This window comes from Azospirillum doebereinerae, from assembly GCF_003989665.1.
GTDB lineage: Bacteria > Pseudomonadota > Alphaproteobacteria > Azospirillales > Azospirillaceae > Azospirillum > Azospirillum doebereinerae.
The window spans coordinates 1-20,471 of the sequence record NZ_RZIJ01000049.1 but is presented as its reverse complement, the minus strand read 5'-3'; the positions used below and the strand labels follow the sequence as shown (position 1 = coordinate 20,471).

Here is a 20,471-nt window from a genome sequence, read left to right as displayed (position 1 = left end):
CACAGGATGGCCGGCCGCAGCACCCGGCCGTCCTGCCCCAGCAGCACGGCACCGTGCATCTGGCCGGAAAAGCCGATCCCGCCGACGGCGCCGACGGCGTCCGGCAGCCGCGCCGCCAGCTCGTCCACCGCGGCGACGGCCGCCGCGACCCAGTCCTCCGGCTCCTGCTCCGACCACAGCGGGTGTGGACGCGAGACGGAGCAGGGACGCGACGCGACCGCCGCCACCCCTCCGTCGACGTCGGTCAGCACCGCCTTGGCGCTCGACGTGCCGATGTCGATTCCCAGAAACATGACGGCCGACCTTCCCGATGTGGTGCCGTGCCGGCGGATGCCGGTGTTCGACTTTGCCGGCGGACGCCGGTATCAGCTGCGCCGGCATCCGCCGGTCAGGGCAGATTGTCCCGGAGGATCACCTCGACCCGGATGTGCTCCTGCGCGGCGATGATCTCCTGTCCACTGACCAGGGCGTGCAGCACCCGCGCCATCGACCGCACCTCGTGCCCGGGATCCTGCGCCACCAGCGCGGCGAAGGTGCCGTCCAGCAGCATCCGGCGCGTCGCCGGGGTCAGCTCGTGCCCGACGCACAGGATCCGGCGGGCGAGCCCGGCCTCGGCCAGCGCCTCCCCGATGCCGACCGATCCTTCGCCGGTGTTGTAGATGGCGACCAGATCGGGGGTGTCGGCGATCATCCGTCGCACCAGGGCGCGGTTGCGCTCCGGATCGTCGCGCCCCTCCACCGGAACCAGCCGCGTCAGGTGCGGATACTCCTCCGTCATCACCTGCCCGAAGCCGAAGCGCCGTTCGGCATGGTCGCGCAGGCTGCCGGAGCCGGTGACTATGCCGATGGAGCCACCGGGATCGTCCCCCCGTGGGCGCCCGAGAAAACGGCCGACCAGCGACCCCGCCGTGCGGCCGGCGGCGATGTTGTCGATGCCGACGTAATGGCGGCGGCGCGAGGACGGCGAATCCGACACCAGCGTCACCACCGCCACGCCGGCATCGACCAGATCGTCGATCGCCACCCGAATGCGCGGGTGGTCGAGCGCCACCACCGCCACCCCGTCGAAGCGGCCGGGCAGTCCGGCCAGTTCGGCCGCCAGACGGTCGGCGTCGAACACGTCGGTTTCGATGATCTCGACCGCGATGCGCCGGGCGCGGAACCAGTCGGCTTGGGCGCGGATGTGGTCGGCGATATCCAGCATGAAGCGGTTGCTCCCGCGCGGCAGCACCACGCCGAAGCGCCAGGACCGCGCCCGCGCCAGCTCGGCCGCCGCCGCCAGCGGGCGGAAGCCCAGACGCTGCACCGCCTCGTTCACCTTGCTCGCCGTCTTCTCGCTGACTCCGGGCCGGCCGTTGACCACCCGATCGGCCGTCGCAAGGCTGACGCCCGCGGCCGCCGCCACGTCGCGAAGCGTCAAAGGTCCGCCGTCCTGCTGATTGTTCATCAATCAAACGTATCGCAAGTTTCTTGAGGTGCGCAACTCAAAACGGGAAATGGTTATAGGAAGGACGTTCGTATGCGAAAAATCAGCGAGTGAGCGTTGTCCATCCGCGCCGCTCTAAGGTGCGCGCATCAGAATTGTTGGACAAAGAGACTCACCGCGCGCTGGTCCGGAACCGCAGTTGCATGCGGTGCTCGTACCGTTGACCGGGGTCGAGCCGGGCGGACGGGAAATGGGCGATGTTCGGCGTGCCGGGGAAACGCTGGGTCTCCAGCGCGATCCCGGCGAAGCGGCGGTAAGGCCGACCGCCTTTTCCGATCACGCGGTCGCTGAGGTAGCCGCCGGTGTAGACCTGCAAGCCGGGCTGGTCGCTGGACAGGTCCAGACGGCGGCCCGATGCCGGATCCTCCAGCCAGGCCACCGGGCGCAGTTCCCCGGCCGGCCCTTCCAGGCACCAGTTGTGGTCGAAGCCGAACCCGCCCACCGCCGCCAGCGCATCCCCCAACAGCGGGCCGTCGCGCAGGTCGAAGGGGGTGCCGTCCACCGGCCGCACCTCCCCGGTCGGGATCAGGTCGGCGCCGACCGGGGTAACGAAGCCGCCGCGCACCGCCAGCCGGTGGCCGCGCACGTCGCCCACCGCATGGCCCACCGCATGGCCGGCGAGATTCCAATAGCTGTGATGGACCAGATTGACGACGGTCGGCCGGTCGGTGGTCGCCGTCATCCGGATGTCCAGCACGCCGTCCCCGGTCAGCCGGTAGCGGACGCTGGCCGTCAGCGTGCCGGGATAGCCCTGGTCGCCGTCGGGCGAGCGCAGAGTGAAGGTGACCGCGTTCGCCGCCTCGTCCACCGCCGCGTCCCACAGCCGGCGGTCGAAGCCGTCGCTTCCGCCGTGCAGCTGGTTGGGCGGTTCGTTGGCGGTCAGCCGGTGCCGGACGCCGTCCAGCGTGAAGGCTGCCCCGCCGATCCGGTTGCCGTAGCGCCCGCAGGTCGCCCCGGCATAGGCGTCGCTGCCCAGATAGCCCGCCAGCCGGTCGAAGCCGAGCACGACGTCCGCCGGCCGGCCGTCGCGGTCGGGCATCAGGAAGCGGACCAGCCGGGCGCCATGGGCGATCACCGTCGCCTCCAGCCCGCCGGCGGCAAGCGTGAAGCCCTCCACCGGCCGGCCGTCCAGTTCGTCGAACAGAAAGGAAGTAATCGGCATCAGGCCTCCGCCGGTTCGCCGCCACGGCCGGTCCAGGCCGCCAGCAGACCCTTTTGCAGCAGGATGAAGACGAACAGCAGGGCGCCGATGGCGATCTTGGTCCACCAGCTGCTGAGCGTGCCGTCGAAGGTGATGTAGGTCTGGATCAGCCCCTGGATCAGCACCCCCGCGAAGGTTCCCAGCACATAGCCGTAGCCGCCGGTCAACTGGGCGCCGCCGATCACCACCGCCGTGATGGTGTCCAGTTCCACCCCCGTCGCCGCCAGCGAATAGCCGGCGCCGGTGTAGAGCGAGAAGACGATGCCGGCCAGCCCGGCCAGCAGCCCCGACAGCGTGTAGACCGCCACGGTGGTCCGCGCCACCGGCACCCCCATCAGCTCCGCCGACTGGCGGTTGCCGCCCAGCGCGTAGAGGTTGGCGCCGAAGCGGGTCCAGTGCGCCAGCACCACCGCCAGCGCCAGCACGACCAGCAGGACCATCGCCGGCAGGCTGAGCTTGCCGCCGCCGTCGAACCGCCAGGCGACGTCGTTCAGCTCGCCGTAGAGCGGGTGGTTGATCGGCAGGGAGTCGGTGGTCAGGACGAAGGCCATGCCACGGGCGACGAACATGCCGGCCAGCGTGACGATGAAGGGCGGCATCCGGAACACATGGATGATGGCGCCCATCGCCGCGCCGAACAGGGCGGCGGCCAGCAGCGCCGCCGCGAAAGCGGCCGGCGGATCCCAGCCGCCCTGCTCGATCAGCACCGCCAGCAGCACGGTGGTGAAGCCGATCACCGCCCCGACCGACAGATCGATGCCGCCCGACAGGATGACGAAGGTCATGCCGATCGCGGTGATGCCAAGAAAGGCGTTGTCGGTCAGCAGGTTCCCCACCACCCGCAACGAGGCGAAGTTGGGGAACTGCAGGGCGCACAGCAGGAAGCCGACCACCAGCACGGCGATGGTGACGATGAGGGGAAGGAAACGGTGGATCATGGCTTCACGCTCCCACTCTCGCGCTTGGCCGGCCCCAGGGGCGGCCCCAATGGCGGCCCCAAGGGAGGGCGAGCGCCCTTCGGCCGGGGCAGCAGCAGCGTCAGGGCCGGCGACTGGAGCAGCAGCACGGCCAGCAGGACCGCCGCCTTGACGATCAGGTTGAACTCCGGCTTGAAGCCGCTCAGCAGGATGCCGGTGTTCATCGCCTGGATGATCGCCGCCCCCACCACCGACAGCAGCAGCCCGAACCGCCCGCCGAGCAGCGACGTGCCGCCGATCACCACCGCCAGGATGGCGTCCAGCTCCAGCCACAGGCCGGCGTTGTTGACGTCGGCGCCACGGATGTCGGCGGTGACGATGAGGCCCGCCACCGCGGCGCACAGGCCGCACCAGACATAGACGGCGACCAGCACCACCGGCGTGTTGACGCCGGCCCCGGCGCTGGACAGCCGGTTGACCCCGACCGCCTCGATCATCAGCCCGAGCGCCGTCGCCCGCACCAGCAGCGCGGTGACGGCCAGCAGCGCGGCGGTGATGACGACCGGCATCGGCACGGTCAGGAACGACCCGCTGCCGATCGCCGCCAGACCGGGGCTGACGAAGGTGACGATCTGCCCCTCGGTGATCAGCTGGGCGACGCCGCGCCCGGCGACCATCAGGATCAGCGTGGCGATGATCGGCTGGATGCGCAGCAGCGCCACCAGCAGCCCGTTCCACAACCCGCACAGCAGCCCGGCGCCGAGCGACGCCGCCAGCACCGCCGGCAGGCCCCAGCCGGCCTGGGTCATGGTGGCGGCGACCGCGCCGGCGATCGCCATCACGGCGCCGACCGACAGGTCGATGCCGCGGGTCGCGATGACCATGGTCATGCCGATGGCGAGCAGCGCGACCGGGGCGCCACGGTTCAGCACGTCGATCAGGCTGCCGAACAGCCGGCCGTCCTGGAGACGGATGGAGAAGAAGTCGGGGAACAGCAGCCAGTTGGCCAGCAGCACGGCGGCGAGCGCACCGTATTGCGGCAGGGCGCGCAGCAGGCCGGGGGCCGGGCCGGGAAGCGGCAGGGTCATGCCGGCGCCCCTTCCGGGCCCGCCGGAACCGGTTCCGACGCGATGGCGGACACGATGCGGTCCACGGTGACCTCCCCTCCCCTCAGTTCGGCGACGTGGCGGCGGTCGCGCAGCACCACGACCCGGCGGCTGTAGGCGACGATCTCCTCCAGCTCCGACGAGACGACCAGCAGCGCCATGCCGTCGGCGCACAGCCGTTCGATCAGGCGGATGATCTCGGCATGGGCGCCGACGTCGATGCCGCGCGTCGGCTCGTCCAGGATCAGCAGGCGCGGCTCGGTCGCCAGCCAGCGGGCCAGCAGCGCCTTCTGCTGGTTGCCGCCCGACAGGAGCTGGATCGGCCGTTCGGCGTCGGGCGTGCGGATGTCGAGCAGGCGGATGAAGCGGTCGGCGATCTCCTCCTGGCGGCGGCGCGGGATCGGCCTCAGCCAGCCCTGGCGCGCCTGGAGCGCCAGGACGATGTTCTCGCGCACCGACAGTTCGCCGACGATGCCCTCCTTCTTGCGGTCCTCCGGGCAGAAGCCGAAGCCGAGCCGGATCGCCTCGCGGGGGCCGCGCAGCCGCAAGGTACGCCCGTCCACCGCCGCCTCGCCACGGTCGGCGCGGTCCATGCCGAAGACCAGCCGGACCGTCTCCGTCCGGCCGGAGCCGAGCAGACCGGCCAGCCCGACCACCTCGCCCGGACGGATGTCGAGGTCGAACGGCTCGACGCTGCGCGCCTTGCCGAAGCCGCGGAACCGGACCAGCGGCGGGCGGGCGTCGGTGCCGGCTTGCGTGTCGGCGGCGGGATCGGCGGCGATCCGGTGCGCCGCCGCCTCCAGCTCCCGCCCCAGCATCATGGCGACGAGGTCGAGGCGGGGCAGGTCTTCCGTCCGGCGCTCGCCGACCAGCCGGCCGTTGCGCAGCACGGTGATGCGGTCGCACACCGCGTAGACCTGATCGAGGAAATGGGTGACGAAGACGATGCCGATGCCGCGCCCCTTCAGCGCGCGCAGGACGCCGAACAGCACCGCCACCTCCTGGGCGTCGAGGCTGGCGGTCGGCTCGTCCAGGATCAGCGCCTTGGCCGACATGTCGACCGCGCGGGCGATGGCGACGATCTGCTGGGTCGCCACCGAAAACCGCCCGAGCGGCGCCGTTACGTCGACCGACAGGCCGAAGCCGGACAGCACCGCCCGCGCCCGCCGCCGCATCGCCCCGCGATCGACGAACCCGAATCGCATCGGCTGGCGGCCCAGGAAGAGGTTCTCCGCCACCGACAGGTTGGGCAGCAGGTTCACCTCCTGGTAGACGGTGCCGATGTGCAGGCGCTGCGCCTCCTCCACCCCGCGCGGCGCGATCTCCCGCCCCTCCAGCGCGACGGTGCCGGCGTCCCGCCGGTAGACGCCGGTCAGCGTCTTGATCAGCGTCGACTTGCCGGCGCCGTTCTCGCCGAGCAACGCGTGGATCTCGCCGTGGCGCAGCGTGAAATCGACCCCGTCGAGCGCCTGGACGCCGAGAAAGGCCTTGGACAGACCGCGGATCGCCAGCAGCGGCGCGGACGGTTGGGGACTGTACGGCGTCATCGGAGCCTCGCCAGCAACGCGTCGGCAGAGAGCGCCGGGGCCTTGCCGGAGCAGCGTCCGGCAAAGGCCCCGGCGCCGGATCAGTAGGCGTCCTTGCGGCGCTCGTACTCGGCCTTGGCGGTGTCGGGGGTGAACAGCGCCGACTCCGTCTTGATCCATTTCGGCGGCGCCTTGCCGTCCTTCTTGAAGGCGACCAGCACGTCATAGGCCGGACCGGCCATGTTGGGGGTCAGCTCGACCGTCGCGTTGGCCTCGCCCTCCGCCATCGCCTTGAAGATGTCGGGGACGCCGTCGATCGAGACGACCAGGATGTCCTTGCCCGGCTTCAGCCCGGCTTCCCTGATCGCCTGGATGGCGCCGACCGCCATGTCGTCGTTGTGGGCGTAGACGGCGCAGATCCTCTTGCCGCCGTCCTCGGCCTTGATGAAGCTCTCCATCACCTCCTTGCCCTTGGCGCGGGTGAAGTCGCCGGACTGGGTGCGGATGATCTTCATGCCGGGGGTCTTGGCGACGACCTCGTCGAAGCCCTTCTTGCGGTTGATCGCCGGGGAGGACCCCACCGTGCCCTGCAACTCCACCACGGCGCAGGTGCCACCGGTCTGCTTGGCCAGCCATTCGCCGGCCACCCGGCCCTCGTGCACGGTGTCGGAGGTGACGGCGGTCATGTAGAGGCTCTGGTCCTTGGTGTCGATCTGGCGGTCGAGCAGGACCACCGGGATCTTCGCCTCCTTGGCCTCCTTCAGCACCGCGTCCCAGCCGGTCGCCACCACCGGCGCGATGAAGATGGCGTCGACGCCCTGGGCGACGAAGGAGCGCACCGCCTTGATCTGGTTCTCCTGCTTCTGCTGGGCGTCGGAGATTTTCAGATCGATGCCGCGCTTCTGGGCTTCGGCCTTGGCCGTCTTGGTCTCGGCGGCGCGCCAGCCGGATTCGGAGCCGATCTGCGAGAAACCGACCACCAGCTTGCCGTCGGCGGCCTGGACCGAACCCAGCCCGATGAGCAGGGCCGCCATGGCCGTGGCGGCGGCGGTGGCGGCGGATGTCAGCCAATTCCTGGACATTCGTTTCACTCCCTGGGTTCTGTCGTGTTCTTGGAAACGGGGGCGGATGAGGCTGCGGAGCGTGGAGGCCGGACCGGTGCGGCGGGGCATCGCGGCGTTCCGCCGAATCCCAAACTGTTCGTTATCCCCACTTTATGGGTCTGAAACCATAACTGTCCAATATGTTTATCCGACAGTCCGATACGAAAACCGGCATGGGCGGAGGCGTCGCGGAAAGGCACGGCCGGACTCCGTCCCGACCGCCGCCCTCCCACGCCGAGCAGGCGTCACAAGCAGGGTCACTCCCGGCCCGGCACGCCGTCGACGCGGCGCCACAGCCCCAACGGGTTGCCGTCGCGCAGGGACTCGGGCAGCAGGTCGGCGGGCAGGTCCTGATAGCAGACCGGGCGCAGGAAGCGGCGGATCGCCAGCGTGCCGACCGAGGTCGAACGGCTGTCCGACGTCGCCGGGAACGGGCCGCCATGCACCATCGCGTGGCACACCTCCACCCCGGTCGGCCAGCCGTTCGCCAGGATGCGGCCGGCCTTGCGCTCCAGCGTCGGGATCAGCGCGCCGACCGCCGCCGCGTCGGCCCCGTCCATCTGCACGGTCGCGGTCAATTGGCCCTCCAGCCGCTCCGCCACCACCCGCATCGCCGCCACGTCCGGGCAGCGGATCAGCAGGGAAGCGGCGCCGAACACCTCCTCCTGCAAGCCCGCCTCCGCCAGGAACGTTCGGGCCGTCGTGGCGAAGAAGGCCGCCCGCGCCTGGTTGGGGCCGGAGCAAGCGGTGCCGCGCGCCAGCGTCTCCACCGCCGCCGCGCCGGCCAGCCGGGCGACGCCGGCGTCGTAGGCCGCGTGGATGCCCGGCGTCAGCATCGTCGCCGCCGCGCTGCCGCCGAGCGCCGCCACCGCCGCCGCCACGAAGCGGTCGAGGTCCGGTCCCTCCACCCCCAGCAGGATGCCGGGGTTGGTGCAGAACTGCCCCGCCCCCATGGTCAGCGAGGCGACGAAGCCCGCGCCCAACGCCTCGGCGCGGGCCGCCAGCGCCGCCGGCATCAGGAAGACCGGGTTGATGCTGCTCATCTCGGCATAGACCGGAACCGGTTCCGGCCGCTTGGCCGCCACCTCCATCAGCGCCAGCCCGCCCCGGCGCGAGCCGGTGAAGCCGACCGCCTTGACGCGCGGGTCGGCGACCAGCGCCGTGCCGATGGCGGTGCCGGCGCCGAACAGCAGGGAGAACATGCCCTCCGGCAGGCCGCAGGCCGCGACCGCCGCCTGGATGGCGCGACCGACCAGCTCCGACGTGCCGGGATGGGCGGGGTGCGCCTTGACCACCACCGGGCAGCCGGCGGCAAACGCCGAGGCGGTGTCGCCGCCGGCCACCGAGAAGGCCAGCGGGAAGTTCGAGGCGCCGAACACCGCGACCGGCCCCAGGGCGATGTGGCGCTGGCGCAGGTCGGCGCGGGGCAGAGGGGTTCGGTCGGGCAGCGCCGGGTCGATGCGGGCGTCGAGCCAGCTTCCCTCGCGCACGGTCTGGGCGAACAGGCGGAGCTGGCCGACGGTGCGGCCGCGCTCACCCTCCAACCGTGCGCGCGGCAGGCCGCTTTCGGCCATGGCGCGGGCGATCAGCTCGTCGCCGATGTCCAGGATGTTCCAGGCGACGGTCTCCAGGAAAGTGGCCCGCTGGTCCAGGCCGCTCTCGCGGAAGGCGTCGAAGGCTTGCCAAGCGAGCGCGCAGGCGCGCTCGACCTCGGCCGCCCCGCCGCCACCGAAGGCGGGGTCGAGCCGCTCGCCGGTGGCCGGGTCGACGGCGTGGAAAGCGCCGTCTCCGCCACGGTGGCGCCGCGCGCCGATCAGCATCTCGCCGGTGATGGTCATGGCAACGTCCTGGATTGGGAGGGAGGCGGGCGGAACGCCCTTCACCGCGCCCAGCGCAGGACCAGCGGGTCCAGGCGGCGGGCGGCGTCGAGCAGGCCGGCGCGGGCCGCCGGGTGCGGCGGGGCCATCGGGTGGCGCACCGCGTCCGAGGCGATGACGCCGCCCTCCTTCATCAGCATCTTGGCGGTGGCGATGCCGGTCTGCCGGTTCTCGACGTTGATCAGCGGCAGCCAGCGCCCGTAGGCCGCCACCGCCGCCTCGCGGTCGCCGGCCAGATAGGGATCCATGATCTGGCGGATGCCGTCGGGGTAGCCGCCGCCGGTCATGGCGCCGGTGGCGCCGGCGTCGAGGTCGGCCAGCAGGGTGATGGCCTCCTCGCCGTCCCACGGCCCCTCAATGGCGTCGCCGCCCAGTTCGATCAGCGCGCGCAGCTTGGCGGCGGCCTGCGGCACCTCGATCTTGAAGTAGGAGACGTTGGCGATCGCGCGCGCCATGCGGGCCAGCAGTTGGGCGGACAGCGCGGTGCCGCTCACGGGGGCGTCCTGGATCATGATCGGGATGCCGATGGCGTCGGACACCCGCTGGAAGAACTCCACGATGCCGGGCTCGGCCACGCGGATGGTGGCGCCGTGGTAGGGCGGCATGACCATCACCATGGCGGCGCCGAGATCCTGGGCGCGCCGGCTGCGCTCGGCGCAGGCCCGGGTGCTGAAATGGGTGGTGGTGACGATGACCGGGACGCGCCCGGCGACGTGGCCGAGGATGGTGTCCATCAGCACCGTGCGCTCGTCGTCGGTCAGCACGAACTGCTCGGAGAAGTTGGCGAGGATGCACAGGCCGGTGGAGCCGGCGTCGATCATGAAATCGACGCAGCGCTTCTGCCCGGTGAGGTCCAGCTCCCCCGTCCCGGTGAAGATCGTCGGCACGACGGGGAAGACGCCGCGGTAGGGTCGGGTGGTCGCCGGCATGGCAATCGCGTCCTCTCTCGGAAGGATGTCAGGAAGCGTGCCCGAACCGGCCGCAGGGCAGGCCGCGAACGCCGGGCGCGCACTCGAAGATGGCCCCGGCCAGCGGCTCGTCGGGCCGGCCATGGGCGGCGGTGGTGATGAACAGCCGGTCGAGATCGGGCCCGGCGAAGACGCAGGAGGTGACGCGGGACACCGGCAGCGCGATGGCGCGGTCGAACGACCCGTCGGGCCGGAAGCGGCTGACCCGCCCGCCGTCCCAATGGGCGATCCACAGCCCGCCCTCGGCGTCGCCGGTCATGCCGTCGGGATAGCCGTCCGCCTCGGCGAAACGGATGTGGACGCGCTTGCCGGTCAACCCGCCGTCGGCGCCGACGTCGAAGGCGTAGACGGTCCGCGCCGCGCTGTCGGTGTGGTACAGGACGCGCCCGTCGGGCGACAGCGCCGGGCCGTTGGCGACGGTGTAGCCCTCGTCCACGCGGGCGACCGCGCCGTCCGGGTCGAGCCGGTGCAGGGCGCCGGTGGGCGCCGCCTCCGCGTCGTCCATGCTGCCGATCCACAGGCGGCCCCGCGCGTCGGCCTTGGCGTCGTTCAGCCGGTTGCCCGGCCGGTCGGGGTCGAGCCGCGCCAGTTCGCCGACGATCGCCGGCCGGTCGCCGTCCAGGCGCAGGCGCACCACCCGGCGCGACCGCAGGCCGGCGACGAAGCCGTCGCCGTCGGCGCTCTCGACCAGCCAACAGGCGGCGTCCTCCATCGCCCAGTCCCGGCGCGCGCCGTCGGCCAGCGACAGGCGGAGGATGCGGGAACCCCGGATGTCGACGGCGTAGACCGCGCCCTGTCCCGGCGACCACAGCGGGCCCTCGCCCAGCAGCGCCCCGGCGGGCCACACGCAACGCGCCTCCTGCGTCATCCCGTCTCGCCTCCCCTGCCCTTGAGCCTGTGCGGGTCCCGGCCGGCCGAAGGGTGGGGACCCCTTTTTTAAAATTTGTTGACGCTCCAAACGATAAGGGGCCTTTTGATAATCGTCCAATACGAAGATCGGCGTTGGCGATATCAAATATCGTATGGCCCCGCCCGACCGCCGCGCCCGACCGGAGGCTGAAACCGTGACACCCCAACGCTTTTCCGCCAACTGGTTCCAGCGGGTGCGGCTGAAGCTGCGCCACCTCCAACTCTTCGCGGCGCTGGACGAACACCGCAACCTGCACCGCGCCGCCGCCAGCCTGAACATGTCGCAGCCCGCCGCTTCCAAGCTGCTGGGCGACCTGGAGGAGACGCTGGGCATCGCGCTGTTCGACCGCCATGGCCGGGGGGTCGAGCCGAACTGGTACGGCAGCCTGATGATCCGCCACGCCCGGATGATCCTCAGCGAGCTTCAGGAAACGGGGGAGGAACTGAACGCCCTGCTGGCCGGACACAGCGGCCGGGTGTCGATCGGCACGGTGATGGCCCCGGCGGTGGAGTTGGTGGTGCCGGTGATCAGCGCGCTCACCCGCGACCATCCCGGCCTGAAGATCGCCGTCGCGGTCGAAACCAGCGACGTGCTGGCCGAACGGGTCCACCAGGGCGTGATGGATTTCGCCATCGGCCGCCTGCCGGGACGCTTCGACCCCTCCGCCTTCGATTACCAGGAGATCAACAGCGAGGAACTGTGCTTCGTCGGCCGCGACACCCACCCGCTGCTGCGGCTGAACCGCCCGCTCACCACGGCGGATCTGGCGGACACGACCTGGATCCTCCAGCCGGTGGGCTCGCTGTTGCGCGACCGCGTCGAGGCGCTGTTCCGTGCCGAGGGGGTGCCGCCGCCGCAGCGGGTGATCGAGAGCGCCTCCCCCGTCATCTCGATGGCGATGGTGGCGAAGACCGATTCGGTGACCGTCTTCGCCCGCGCGCTGGCGCAGGTGCTCTCGCCCAGCGGCAGTTGCACGATCCTGCCCTTCCACCGGCGCTTCAGCGTCGAGCCCTACGGGATCTTCTGGCTCAGGGAACGCCCGCTGTCGCCCGGCGCCCGCACCGTGCTGGCTGCGGTGCGGGAGACGGCGTCGGCCCTGCGCCGCGCCGCATCCTCCGCCGGGTCGCCGGCTTCCGCTCCAACCGATATCGAAACCCATATCGGAACATCGAACAATCGTATTTGACAGTTATGATGAAACGGAGGATTGCTGGATACGCAAACCATCGCGGCGCGAGCCATCCGTGCTTGACGCGGCAACGCCGGCGAACGGCGTGTCACGGAACGGGGAGGAAAGCGGTCCATGTCGTCTTTCAAGTCCACATTCGCCGGATTGGCCGTCGGCCTGCTGGCCGTCGCCGGCACCGCCGCCCCGGCCCTGGCGCAGACCAAGCCCACCATCGGCATCTCCATGCCGACCAAATCGTCGGCCCGCTGGATCGACGACGGCAACAACATGGTCCGGTATTTCCAGGAGAAGGGCTACAAGACCGACCTGCAATACGCCGAGGACGACATCCCCAACCAGCTCGCCCAGATCGAGAACATGGTCACCAAGAACGACAAGGTTCTGGTGATCGCCGCCATCGACGGGACGACGCTGACCGACGTGCTGCGCAAGGCGGCGGAACGCGGCGTGAAGGTCGTCGCCTACGACCGCCTGATCCGTGGATCGTCCGACGTCGATTGCTACGCCACCTTCGACAACTTCCAGGTCGGCGTCCTCCAGGCCTCCTACATCGAGACGGCGCTGGGGCTGAAGGACGGCAAGGGGCCGTTCAACATCGAGCTGTTCGGCGGTTCGCCCGACGACAACAACGCCTATTTCTTCTACGACGGCGCCATGTCGGTGCTGCAACCCCACATCGACAGCGGCAAGCTGAAGGTCGGCAGCGGCCAGGTCGGCATGGGCAAGGTGTCCACCCTGCGCTGGGACGGCGCCGTCGCCCAGGCCCGCATGGACAATTTGCTGAGCGCCTACTACTCCGGCAAGCGGGTCGACGCGGTGCTGTCGCCCTACGACGGCCTGAGCATCGGTATCATCTCGTCGCTGAAGGGGGTCGGCTACGGCTCGGCCTCGCTGCCGATGCCGGTGGTGACCGGGCAGGACGCGGAGGTCCCGTCGGTCAAGTCGATCCTGGCCGGGGAGCAGCGTTCCACCGTGTTCAAGGACACCCGCGAGCTGGCGAAGGTCGCGGTCGGCATGGTCGACGACATGCTGAGCGGCCGCGCCCCGCAGGTCAACGACACCAAGACCTACGACAACGGCAAGAAGGTGGTTCCGTCCTACCTGCTGAAGCCGGTCAGCGTGGACGCGTCGAACTGGAAGGAAACCCTGATCGCCAGCGGCTACTACAAGGAATCCCAGATCAAGTGACCGGAAGGGCCGCGGCGGAAACGGCGGGAAGCGGGGCGGAAGGCGGGGCGATCAGGGGGGCATCGGCATGAACACCATCCTTGAGATGCGCGGCATCACCAAGACGTTCCCCGGGGTCAAGGCCCTGGACAACGTCAACCTCTCGGTCCGCGAGGGGGAGATCCACGCGCTGATCGGCGAGAACGGCGCCGGCAAATCCACGCTGATGAAGGTGCTGAGCGGCGTTTATCCGCACGGGTCCTACGAGGGCGACATCCGCTTCCGGGGAGCGCCGGTCGCCGTCCGCGGCATCGCCGACAGCGAGACGCTGGGCATCGTCATCATCCACCAGGAACTGGCGCTGGTGCCGCTGCTGTCGATCACCGAGAACCTCTTCCTCGGCAACGAACGGGCGCGCGGCGGAGTCATCGACTGGACGGCGGCGACGCTGCGGGCGCGCGACCTGCTGCGCACGGTCGGACTGAGCGATCCGCCGGAGACCCCGATCACCGACCTCGGCGTCGGCAAGCAGCAGCTGGTCGAGATCGCCAAGGCGCTGTCGAAGGAGGTCAAGCTGCTGATCCTCGACGAACCGACGGCCAGCCTGAACGAAAGCGACAGCGACGCGCTGCTGGCGCTGCTGCTGCGCTTCAAGGCCCAGGGAATCGCGTCGATCCTGATCTCCCACAAGCTGAACGAGATCGCCAAGGTCGCCGACCGCGTCACCATCCTGCGCGACGGCACGACCGTGGAGACGCTGGACTGCCACGACGCCCCCATCAGCCAGGACCGCATCATCAAGGGCATGGTCGGCCGCGACCTCGCCGACCGCTACCCCCGGCGGGCCGGCACCCCCGGCGAAATCCTGTTCGAGGTCGAGGGCTGGAGCGCCGACCACCCGATCCACCCGGGCCGCCGCGTCGTCAAGGACATCGACCTGCACGTCCGCCGGGGCGAGGTCGTCGGCATCGCCGGGCTGATGGGCGCCGGCCGCACCGAATTCGCCATGAGCCTGTTCGGCCGCTCCTACGGCCGCAACATCCGCGGCACCGCCCGCCTGAACGGGCGCGCGATCGACGTCTCCACCATCCGCCGCGCGATGGACAGCGGGCTGGCCTACGCCACCGAGGACCGCAAGCATTACGGCCTCGTGCTCGACAACGACATCCGCCACAACGTGACGCTGGCCAATCTCGACGGCGTCGCCAAGGCCGGGGTGATCCACCACGAGCGCGAGATCGAGGTCGCCAACGACTTCCGCCGCCGCCTGCGCATCCGCTGCTCCAGCGTGTTCCAGGAGACCGTCAACCTGTCCGGCGGCAACCAGCAGAAGGTCGTGCTGAGCAAATGGCTGTTCGCCGACCCGCAGGTGCTGATCCTGGACGAGCCGACGCGCGGCATCGACGTCGGCGCCAAGTATGAAATCTACACCATCGTCAACCAGCTGGTGGCGGAGGGCCGGGGCGTCATCCTGATCTCGTCGGAGCTGCCGGAACTGCTGGGCGTCGCCGACCGCATCTACGTGATGAACGAGGGCGCGCTGGTGGCCGAGATGCCGGCGGCCGAGGCGAGCCAGGAAAGAATCATGCACGCCATCATGTCGGGCGGCGCGGCGGGCGCCAGACCCGCCGACGGCACGGGCCCGCGGGAGTATCCGCAATGAGCGCCGAGCTCAACCTGCCGGCCCGGCCGCGCGACGCCTCCCCGGCGAAATTCCTCAAGAGCCACATGCGCGATTACGGCATGCTGATCTCGCTGCTGGCGATCGTGGCGTTCTTCCAGTACATGACCGACGGCACGCTGCTGCAGCCGTTGAACCTGACCAATCTGGTGCTGCAGAACAGCTACATCGTCATCATGGCGCTGGGCATGCTGCTGGTGATCGTCGCCGGGCACATCGACCTGTCGGTCGGCTCCATCGTCGGCTTCATCGGCGCGCTGGCCGCCATCCTGATGGTGCAGTTCAACCTGCATTTCCTCCCCACCGCCCTGATCTGTCTGGCGGCCGGCGGCCTCATCGGCGCGGCGCAGGGCTACTGGGTCGCCTATTTCCGCATCCCGTCCTTCATCGTGACGCTGGCCGGCATGCTGGTCTTCCGGGGCTTGAGCCTCGCCCTGCTCGCCGGGCAGTCGGTCGGCCCCTTCCCGGTGGAGTTCCAGCGTCTCAGCTCCGGCTTCATCCCGGACGTCTTCGCGACGGGCGGCTTCCACCTGACGACGCTGCTGCTGTGCGTGGCGACCCCGGCGATCCTGATCGGCCTGAGCGTCGCCACCCGCCTGCGCCGCCACCGTTTCGCCATCGAGCAGGAGCCGCTGCCGCTGTTCGTCGCCAAGAGCGCCGGGCTGTTCGCGGCGATGGCCGGCATCGGCTGGCTGCTGGCCTCCTACAAGGGGCTGCCGAACGTCCTGATCATCATGGCGCTGCTGATCGGCCTGTACGCCTTCGTCACCCGCGACACCACCATCGGCCGCCGCGTCTACGCGCTGGGCGGCAACGAGAAGGCGGCCAAGCTGTCCGGCATCGACACCCGCCGCCTGTCCTTCTACACCTTCGTCAACATGGGCGTCCTCGCCGCGCTGGCCGGGCTGATCTTCGCGGCCCGCCTGAACACCGCCACGCCCAAGGCCGGCGTGTCGTTCGAGCTGGACGTGATCGCCGCCTGCTTCATCGGCGGGGCGTCCGCCTCGGGCGGCGTCGGGCGGGTGACGGGTGCCGTGATCGGCGCCTTCATCATGGGCGTGATGAACAACGGCATGTCGATCCTCGGCATCGGCATCGACTGGCAGCAGGTGATCAAGGGTCTGGTGCTGCTCGCCGCCGTCTGCTTCGACGTCTACAACAAGGGCAAGGCCTGACGGCGGCCCCGCCCCAACCGGACACATCGCCATGACGCTCCCCACCCTCGGCCTCGTCGGGCTGGGAAAGATCGCCCGCGACCAGCACATCCCGGCCATCGCCGCCACCGGCCTGTTCCATCTCGCCGCCGTGGTCAGCCCGGACGGCGCCGCCACGGACGGCGTCCCGACCTTCCGCTCCCAGGCGGAGATGCTGGCGGCGCTGCCCGGCCTCGACGCCGTGGCGCTCTGCACCCCGCCCGCCGTCCGCCACGGCTTGGCGGTCGAGGCGCTCCGCGCCGGCAAGCATGCGCTGATCGAGAAGCCGCCCGCCGCCACCCTGTCGGAGCTTCACGATCTGGAGGCCGAGGCCGAGGCCGCGCGGCGCACCCTGTTCACCGCTTGGCATTCACGGTTCAACCCGGCGGTGGAGGAGACCAGGCGCCGGCTGGCCGACGCCACCATCCGCAGCGTCGCCATCACCTGGAAGGAGGATGTGCGGCGCTGGCATCCGGGCCAGGACTGGATCTTCGCGACCGGCGGCTTCGGCGTCTTCGATCCCGGCATCAACGCGCTGTCGATCCTGACCGACATTCTGCCGGCCCCGGTCTTCGTCCGCTCGGCGGACCTGCACGTCCCGGCCAACCGCGACACCCCCATCGCCGCCACGCTGGCGATGGGGGCGGCCCCCGGCTCCCGCATCGGTCCTGTCACCGCCGACTTCGACTTCCTCCAGCAGGGCGGGCAGACTTGGTCCATCGTCGTCGAGACGGCGGACGGACGCCTCGACCTGACCCATGGCGGAACCCGCCTGATGGTGGACGGCGTGCCGGCCCTGGCCGAGCCCGACACCGAGTATCAGCGCATCTACCGCCACTTCCATCGGTTGATCGATGACGGGGCAAGCGACATCGACCCCCGCCCGCTGTCCCTGGTCGCCGACGCCTGTCTGGTCGGGCGCTGGCACCGCACCGTGTCCTTCGACTGGTAGAAGGCCCCGCAAAGGGTCCGGCAACAGGGAGTTTCCCGGCGGACAAGCGCGCGGCCCGATGCCGACGAACGAGCTTCACCCCACCCCCGGCGCCGGGCCATCCGGTCCGCGCCCCAACCTGAAACCGGTGTCGACATGCCCGAGACGAAGCCCCCCTTCCCCCCCACCCCCTCCGATTCAGGGCGTCGGCTGCGCTCGCGCGCGTGGTTCGACAACCCCGACAACCCCGACATGACCGCGCTCTATCTGGAGCGCTACCTGAATTTCGGGCTGACGCGGGAGGAGCTGCAATCGGGTGCGCCGATCATCGGCATCGCCCAGACCGGCTCCGACCTCAGCCCGTGCAACCGGCACCATCTGGTCCTGGCCGAGCGCCTGCGCGAGGGCATCCGCACCGCCGGCGGCATCGCCATCGAGTTTCCCGTCCACCCGATCCAGGAGACCGGCAAGCGGCCGACCGCCTCGATCGACCGCAACCTCGCCTATCTCGGCCTCGTCGAGGTGCTGCACGGCTATCCGCTGGACGGCGTCGTGCTGACCATCGGCTGCGACAAGACCACGCCGGCCTGCCTGATGGCGGCGGCCACCGTCAACATCCCGGCCATCGCCCTGTCGGTCGGCCCGATGCTGAACGGCTGGTTCCGCGGCGAGCGCACAGGCTCGGGCACCATCGTGTGGAAGGCCCGCCAGCTGATGGCGGCCGGCGAGATCGACTATCAGGGCTTCATCGAGTTGGTGGCCTCGTCCGCCCCCTCGACCGGCTACTGCAACACGATGGGCACCGCCTCCACCATGAATTCGCTGGCGGAGGTGCTGGGCATGCAGCTTCCGGGCTCCGCCGCCATCCCCGCCCCCTACCGCGAGCGCCAGCAGGCTGCCTACGAGACCGGCAAGCGCATCGTCGAGATGGTGCGTCAGGACATCAAGCCGTCGGACATCCTGACCCGCGACGCCTTCCTCAACGCCATCGTCGTGAACTCGGCCATCGGTGGATCGACCAACGCGCCGATCCACATCAACGCCATCGCCAAGCATGTCGGCGTGCCGCTGACGGTGGAGGACTGGCAGACCCATGGGTTGGGCGTGCCGCTGTTGGTCAACCTTCAGCCGGCGGGCGAGTATCTCGGCGAGGACTTCCACCGCGCCGGCGGCGTCCCCGCCGTGGTGGCGCAGTTGATCGGCCAGGGCCTGATCCGCGAGGACGCGCCCAACGTCAACGGCCGGACCATCGGCGAAAACTGCCGCGATCAGCCGATCATGGACAGCCGGGTGATCCTCCCGGTCGACCAGCCGCTGAGGATCAACGCCGGCTTTGTCGTGCTGCGCGGCAACCTGTTCGACGCCGCCATTATGAAGACCAGCGTGATTTCCGAGGAATTCCGCGAACGCTACCTGTCCAACCCCCAGGACCCCGAGGCATTCGAGGGCAAGGTCGTCGTCTTCGACGGGCCGGAGGACTACCACCACCGCATCGACGACCCGGCGCTCGGCATCGACGCCTACACGATCCTGGTCATCCGCGGCACCGGACCGATCGGCTATCCGGGAGCGGCGGAGGTGGTGAACATGCGTCCGCCCGCCGAACTGATCAAGCAGGGTGTCCATTCCCTGCCCTGCATCGGCGACGGCCGCCAGTCCGGCACCTCGGGTTCGCCGTCCATCCTCAACGCATCCCCGGAAGCGGCGGTGGGCGGCGGGCTGGCCCTGCTGCGCAGCGGCGACCGGGTGCGGATCGACCTGCGCCGAGGCTCCGCCGACATCCTGATCCCCGAAGCGGAACTGGCCGACCGCCGTGCCGCCCTGGACGCCGTGGGCGGCTACCCGATGCCGCCGTCGCAGACCCCTTGGCAGGAAATCCAGCGCGGCTTGGTCGGCCAACTGGACGAGGGCATGGTTCTGAAGCCGGCGGTCAAGTACCAGCGCATCGCCCAGACCATGGGAATCCCGCGCGACAATCATTGACGATGGACCAGGGGCGCTGATGGGTCCATTGCTCTACGCCATCTCCCTGCAACACGCTGACATCACGGGCAAATGCATTCCTCATTGCTTCAGGGCAAGCTGATCTGTTCAAAACGGCTTGAAGAAAGGGTCTTCGCCCTCGGACGCGAAATTGACGACCGGCTTCGGGAGGCACTTCAGGTGCTCCGGTTCGAACGGGAGCTGCGGCAGGTGCTGCGTCACGATGGCGGCCACGGTGTGGGCCTGCTCGACATCGGGGGCACGCTTCACCGGGTCGCGGCCGTCGTCCTTCGTCCCGAGCCACAGCTTGTAGAGGGCGAAGGCCCGCGGGTCGGGGCACGCCATCGGCACCGGCTGCCCGTCCTCGCCGACGGCGACCGCCTCGAACTTTAGCGTGTTCGCGACCCACTTCATGTTCATGATCGAGGAGGCGAGGAGTGATCTTGCCCCGGTTGGGTGGACACGGGTTCACGCAGATCTTAGCTCGGCCTGTTCGGGGGTGATGTATCCGATGGCCGAATGGGCGCGTTGGCGATTGTAGTAGGTTTCGATGTAGGCGAACACCTCCCGGCGGGCCTGGTCGCGGGTTTCGAACCGAGTGCGGTGGACCAACTCGACCTTGAGGGTGTGGAGGACGCTTTCCACGGGAGCATTGTCGTAGCAGCAGCCCTTACGCGACATAGACTGCCGCATCGGTGGTCCTCAATGAAGCGGAACCTCATCTCGGCGCTTCCGAGAGGATGCTGATGGCCTTTCTTAAAATGTCGCGTTCCTGCCGGGCGCTCCAGCTCGCGTCGCAGCCGCGCGATCTCCGCCGTCTGCTCGTCCGGCTTCGCCGGCATGGCGGTGCCGGATACGGCAGGGGCTCCGGACCGTGAGCGCGGCGGGTGGCCTTGGGCTACCCGTCGCCAGTTCCGCAGCACCGAGGCCTGGAGGCCCAATTCCCGCGCCACATGCTCCAGCGGCCGGCCGCTCCCTTCCGGCAGCCCAACGGCCTCACGCTTGAACTCGTCCGTGAAGGACCGCCTCGTCTTCGTCATCAGACACCTTCCCGCTCCACGCGGAGCTTAGCTGTGGTGTCCACCCAACCGGGGCAAGATCACGACACCCCCAGCGCGTCACAGAGCACCCGAACCGGGTACTCGTCGCGGCAATCAGAGGTGGCCCCGTTTGTTTGGACAGATTGGCGGCCTGAATAAGCTATTCCCTGTTGTCTGTCATGCCGCCAACTGG

16 protein-coding genes and 3 pseudogenes are annotated in these 20,471 nt (G+C 69.9%); 6 read left to right on the top strand and 13 right to left on the bottom strand.

What is annotated here, in order from left to right; all coding sequences use genetic code 11:
* The 10 genes from EJ913_RS30250 to EJ913_RS30205 form a co-directional block, all read right to left on the bottom strand.
* Positions 1-293 (bottom strand): FGGY family carbohydrate kinase (locus EJ913_RS30250; protein ID WP_244939558.1); only part of this gene is annotated, 293 nt, incomplete at its 3' end.
* A gap of 95 nt (positions 294-388) precedes the next feature.
* Entirely contained in the window at positions 389-1,420 is a 1,032-nt protein-coding gene (locus EJ913_RS30245) for a LacI family DNA-binding transcriptional regulator (RefSeq protein ID WP_244939557.1), read from the bottom strand.
* 178 nt (positions 1,421-1,598) lie between these two features.
* Positions 1,599-2,648, bottom strand: a complete 1,050-nt coding sequence (locus tag EJ913_RS30240) for an aldose epimerase family protein (protein ID WP_127005008.1) — start codon at positions 2,646-2,648, stop codon at positions 1,599-1,601.
* On the bottom strand, positions 2,648-3,625 hold the full coding sequence (yjfF, locus tag EJ913_RS30235) for a galactofuranose ABC transporter, permease protein YjfF (protein ID WP_127005006.1): 978 nt from the start codon (positions 3,623-3,625) through the stop codon (positions 2,648-2,650). The genes EJ913_RS30240 and yjfF overlap by 1 nt, the downstream gene beginning before the upstream one ends.
* Positions 3,622-4,692 carry an ABC transporter permease gene (locus EJ913_RS30230; protein ID WP_127005004.1) on the bottom strand — a complete coding sequence of 357 codons (1,071 nt, stop codon included), beginning with the start codon at positions 4,690-4,692 and terminating at the stop codon, positions 3,622-3,624. Before EJ913_RS30230 ends, yjfF begins: the two co-directional genes overlap by 4 nt.
* Positions 4,689-6,257: a galactofuranose ABC transporter, ATP-binding protein YtfR gene (gene ytfR / locus EJ913_RS30225; RefSeq protein ID WP_127005002.1), complete on the bottom strand. Its 1,569-nt coding sequence runs from the start codon at positions 6,255-6,257 to the stop codon at positions 4,689-4,691. The genes EJ913_RS30230 and ytfR overlap by 4 nt, the downstream gene beginning before the upstream one ends.
* Before the next feature lie 80 nt (positions 6,258-6,337).
* Positions 6,338-7,318: a galactofuranose ABC transporter, galactofuranose-binding protein YtfQ gene (ytfQ, locus tag EJ913_RS30220; RefSeq protein WP_127005000.1), complete on the bottom strand. Its 981-nt coding sequence runs from the start codon at positions 7,316-7,318 to the stop codon at positions 6,338-6,340.
* 278 nt (positions 7,319-7,596) lie between these two features.
* Positions 7,597-9,177, bottom strand: coding sequence for an aldehyde dehydrogenase (NADP(+)) (locus EJ913_RS30215; protein ID WP_127004998.1), 1,581 nt, complete (start codon positions 9,175-9,177; stop codon positions 7,597-7,599).
* Positions 9,178-9,218: 41 nt separating this feature from the next.
* Positions 9,219-10,145 (bottom strand): dihydrodipicolinate synthase family protein, encoded by a 927-nt coding sequence (locus EJ913_RS30210; protein WP_127004996.1) that lies wholly within the window; start codon positions 10,143-10,145, stop codon positions 9,219-9,221.
* Between the two features lie 28 nt (positions 10,146-10,173).
* Positions 10,174-11,052 carry an SMP-30/gluconolactonase/LRE family protein gene (locus EJ913_RS30205; RefSeq protein WP_127004994.1) on the bottom strand — a complete coding sequence of 293 codons (879 nt, stop codon included), beginning with the start codon at positions 11,050-11,052 and terminating at the stop codon, positions 10,174-10,176.
* Positions 11,053-11,248: 196 nt separating this feature from the next.
* On the opposite strand from EJ913_RS30205, the gene EJ913_RS30200 reads away from it, so the two are divergent.
* From EJ913_RS30200 to EJ913_RS30175, 6 genes are all read left to right on the top strand, one after another.
* Positions 11,249-12,280, top strand: a complete 1,032-nt coding sequence (locus EJ913_RS30200) for a LysR family transcriptional regulator (RefSeq protein WP_127004992.1) — start codon at positions 11,249-11,251, stop codon at positions 12,278-12,280.
* Between the two features lie 117 nt (positions 12,281-12,397).
* Positions 12,398-13,471, top strand: coding sequence for a multiple monosaccharide ABC transporter substrate-binding protein (gene chvE, locus EJ913_RS30195; protein ID WP_127004990.1), 1,074 nt, complete (start codon positions 12,398-12,400; stop codon positions 13,469-13,471).
* Between the two features lie 67 nt (positions 13,472-13,538).
* On the top strand, positions 13,539-15,113 hold the full coding sequence (mmsA, locus tag EJ913_RS30190; protein ID WP_127004988.1) for a multiple monosaccharide ABC transporter ATP-binding protein: 1,575 nt from the start codon (positions 13,539-13,541) through the stop codon (positions 15,111-15,113).
* Positions 15,110-16,306, top strand: coding sequence for a multiple monosaccharide ABC transporter permease (mmsB, locus tag EJ913_RS30185; RefSeq protein ID WP_127004986.1), 1,197 nt, complete (start codon positions 15,110-15,112; stop codon positions 16,304-16,306). Before mmsA ends, mmsB begins: the two co-directional genes overlap by 4 nt.
* A gap of 31 nt (positions 16,307-16,337) precedes the next feature.
* Positions 16,338-17,276, top strand: coding sequence for a Gfo/Idh/MocA family protein (locus EJ913_RS30180; RefSeq protein ID WP_127004984.1), 939 nt, complete (start codon positions 16,338-16,340; stop codon positions 17,274-17,276).
* A 135-nt stretch (positions 17,277-17,411) separates the two neighbouring features.
* Entirely contained in the window at positions 17,412-19,238 is a 1,827-nt protein-coding gene (locus tag EJ913_RS30175; RefSeq protein WP_127004982.1) for an IlvD/Edd family dehydratase, read from the top strand.
* Positions 19,239-19,346: 108 nt separating this feature from the next.
* Here the strand turns inward: EJ913_RS30175 and EJ913_RS30170 are convergent.
* The 3 pseudogenes from EJ913_RS30170 to EJ913_RS32835 all read right to left on the bottom strand — a co-directional run.
* Positions 19,347-19,667: pseudogene (locus EJ913_RS30170) on the bottom strand (GSU2403 family nucleotidyltransferase fold protein); the annotation flags it as partial.
* A 39-nt stretch (positions 19,668-19,706) separates the two neighbouring features.
* Positions 19,707-19,928 (bottom strand): annotated as a pseudogene (locus tag EJ913_RS32840) (integrase core domain-containing protein); the annotation flags it as partial.
* A 155-nt stretch (positions 19,929-20,083) separates the two neighbouring features.
* A pseudogene (locus tag EJ913_RS32835) lies at positions 20,084-20,278 on the bottom strand (transposase); the annotation flags it as partial.
* Between the last annotated feature and the right edge of the window lie 193 nt (positions 20,279-20,471).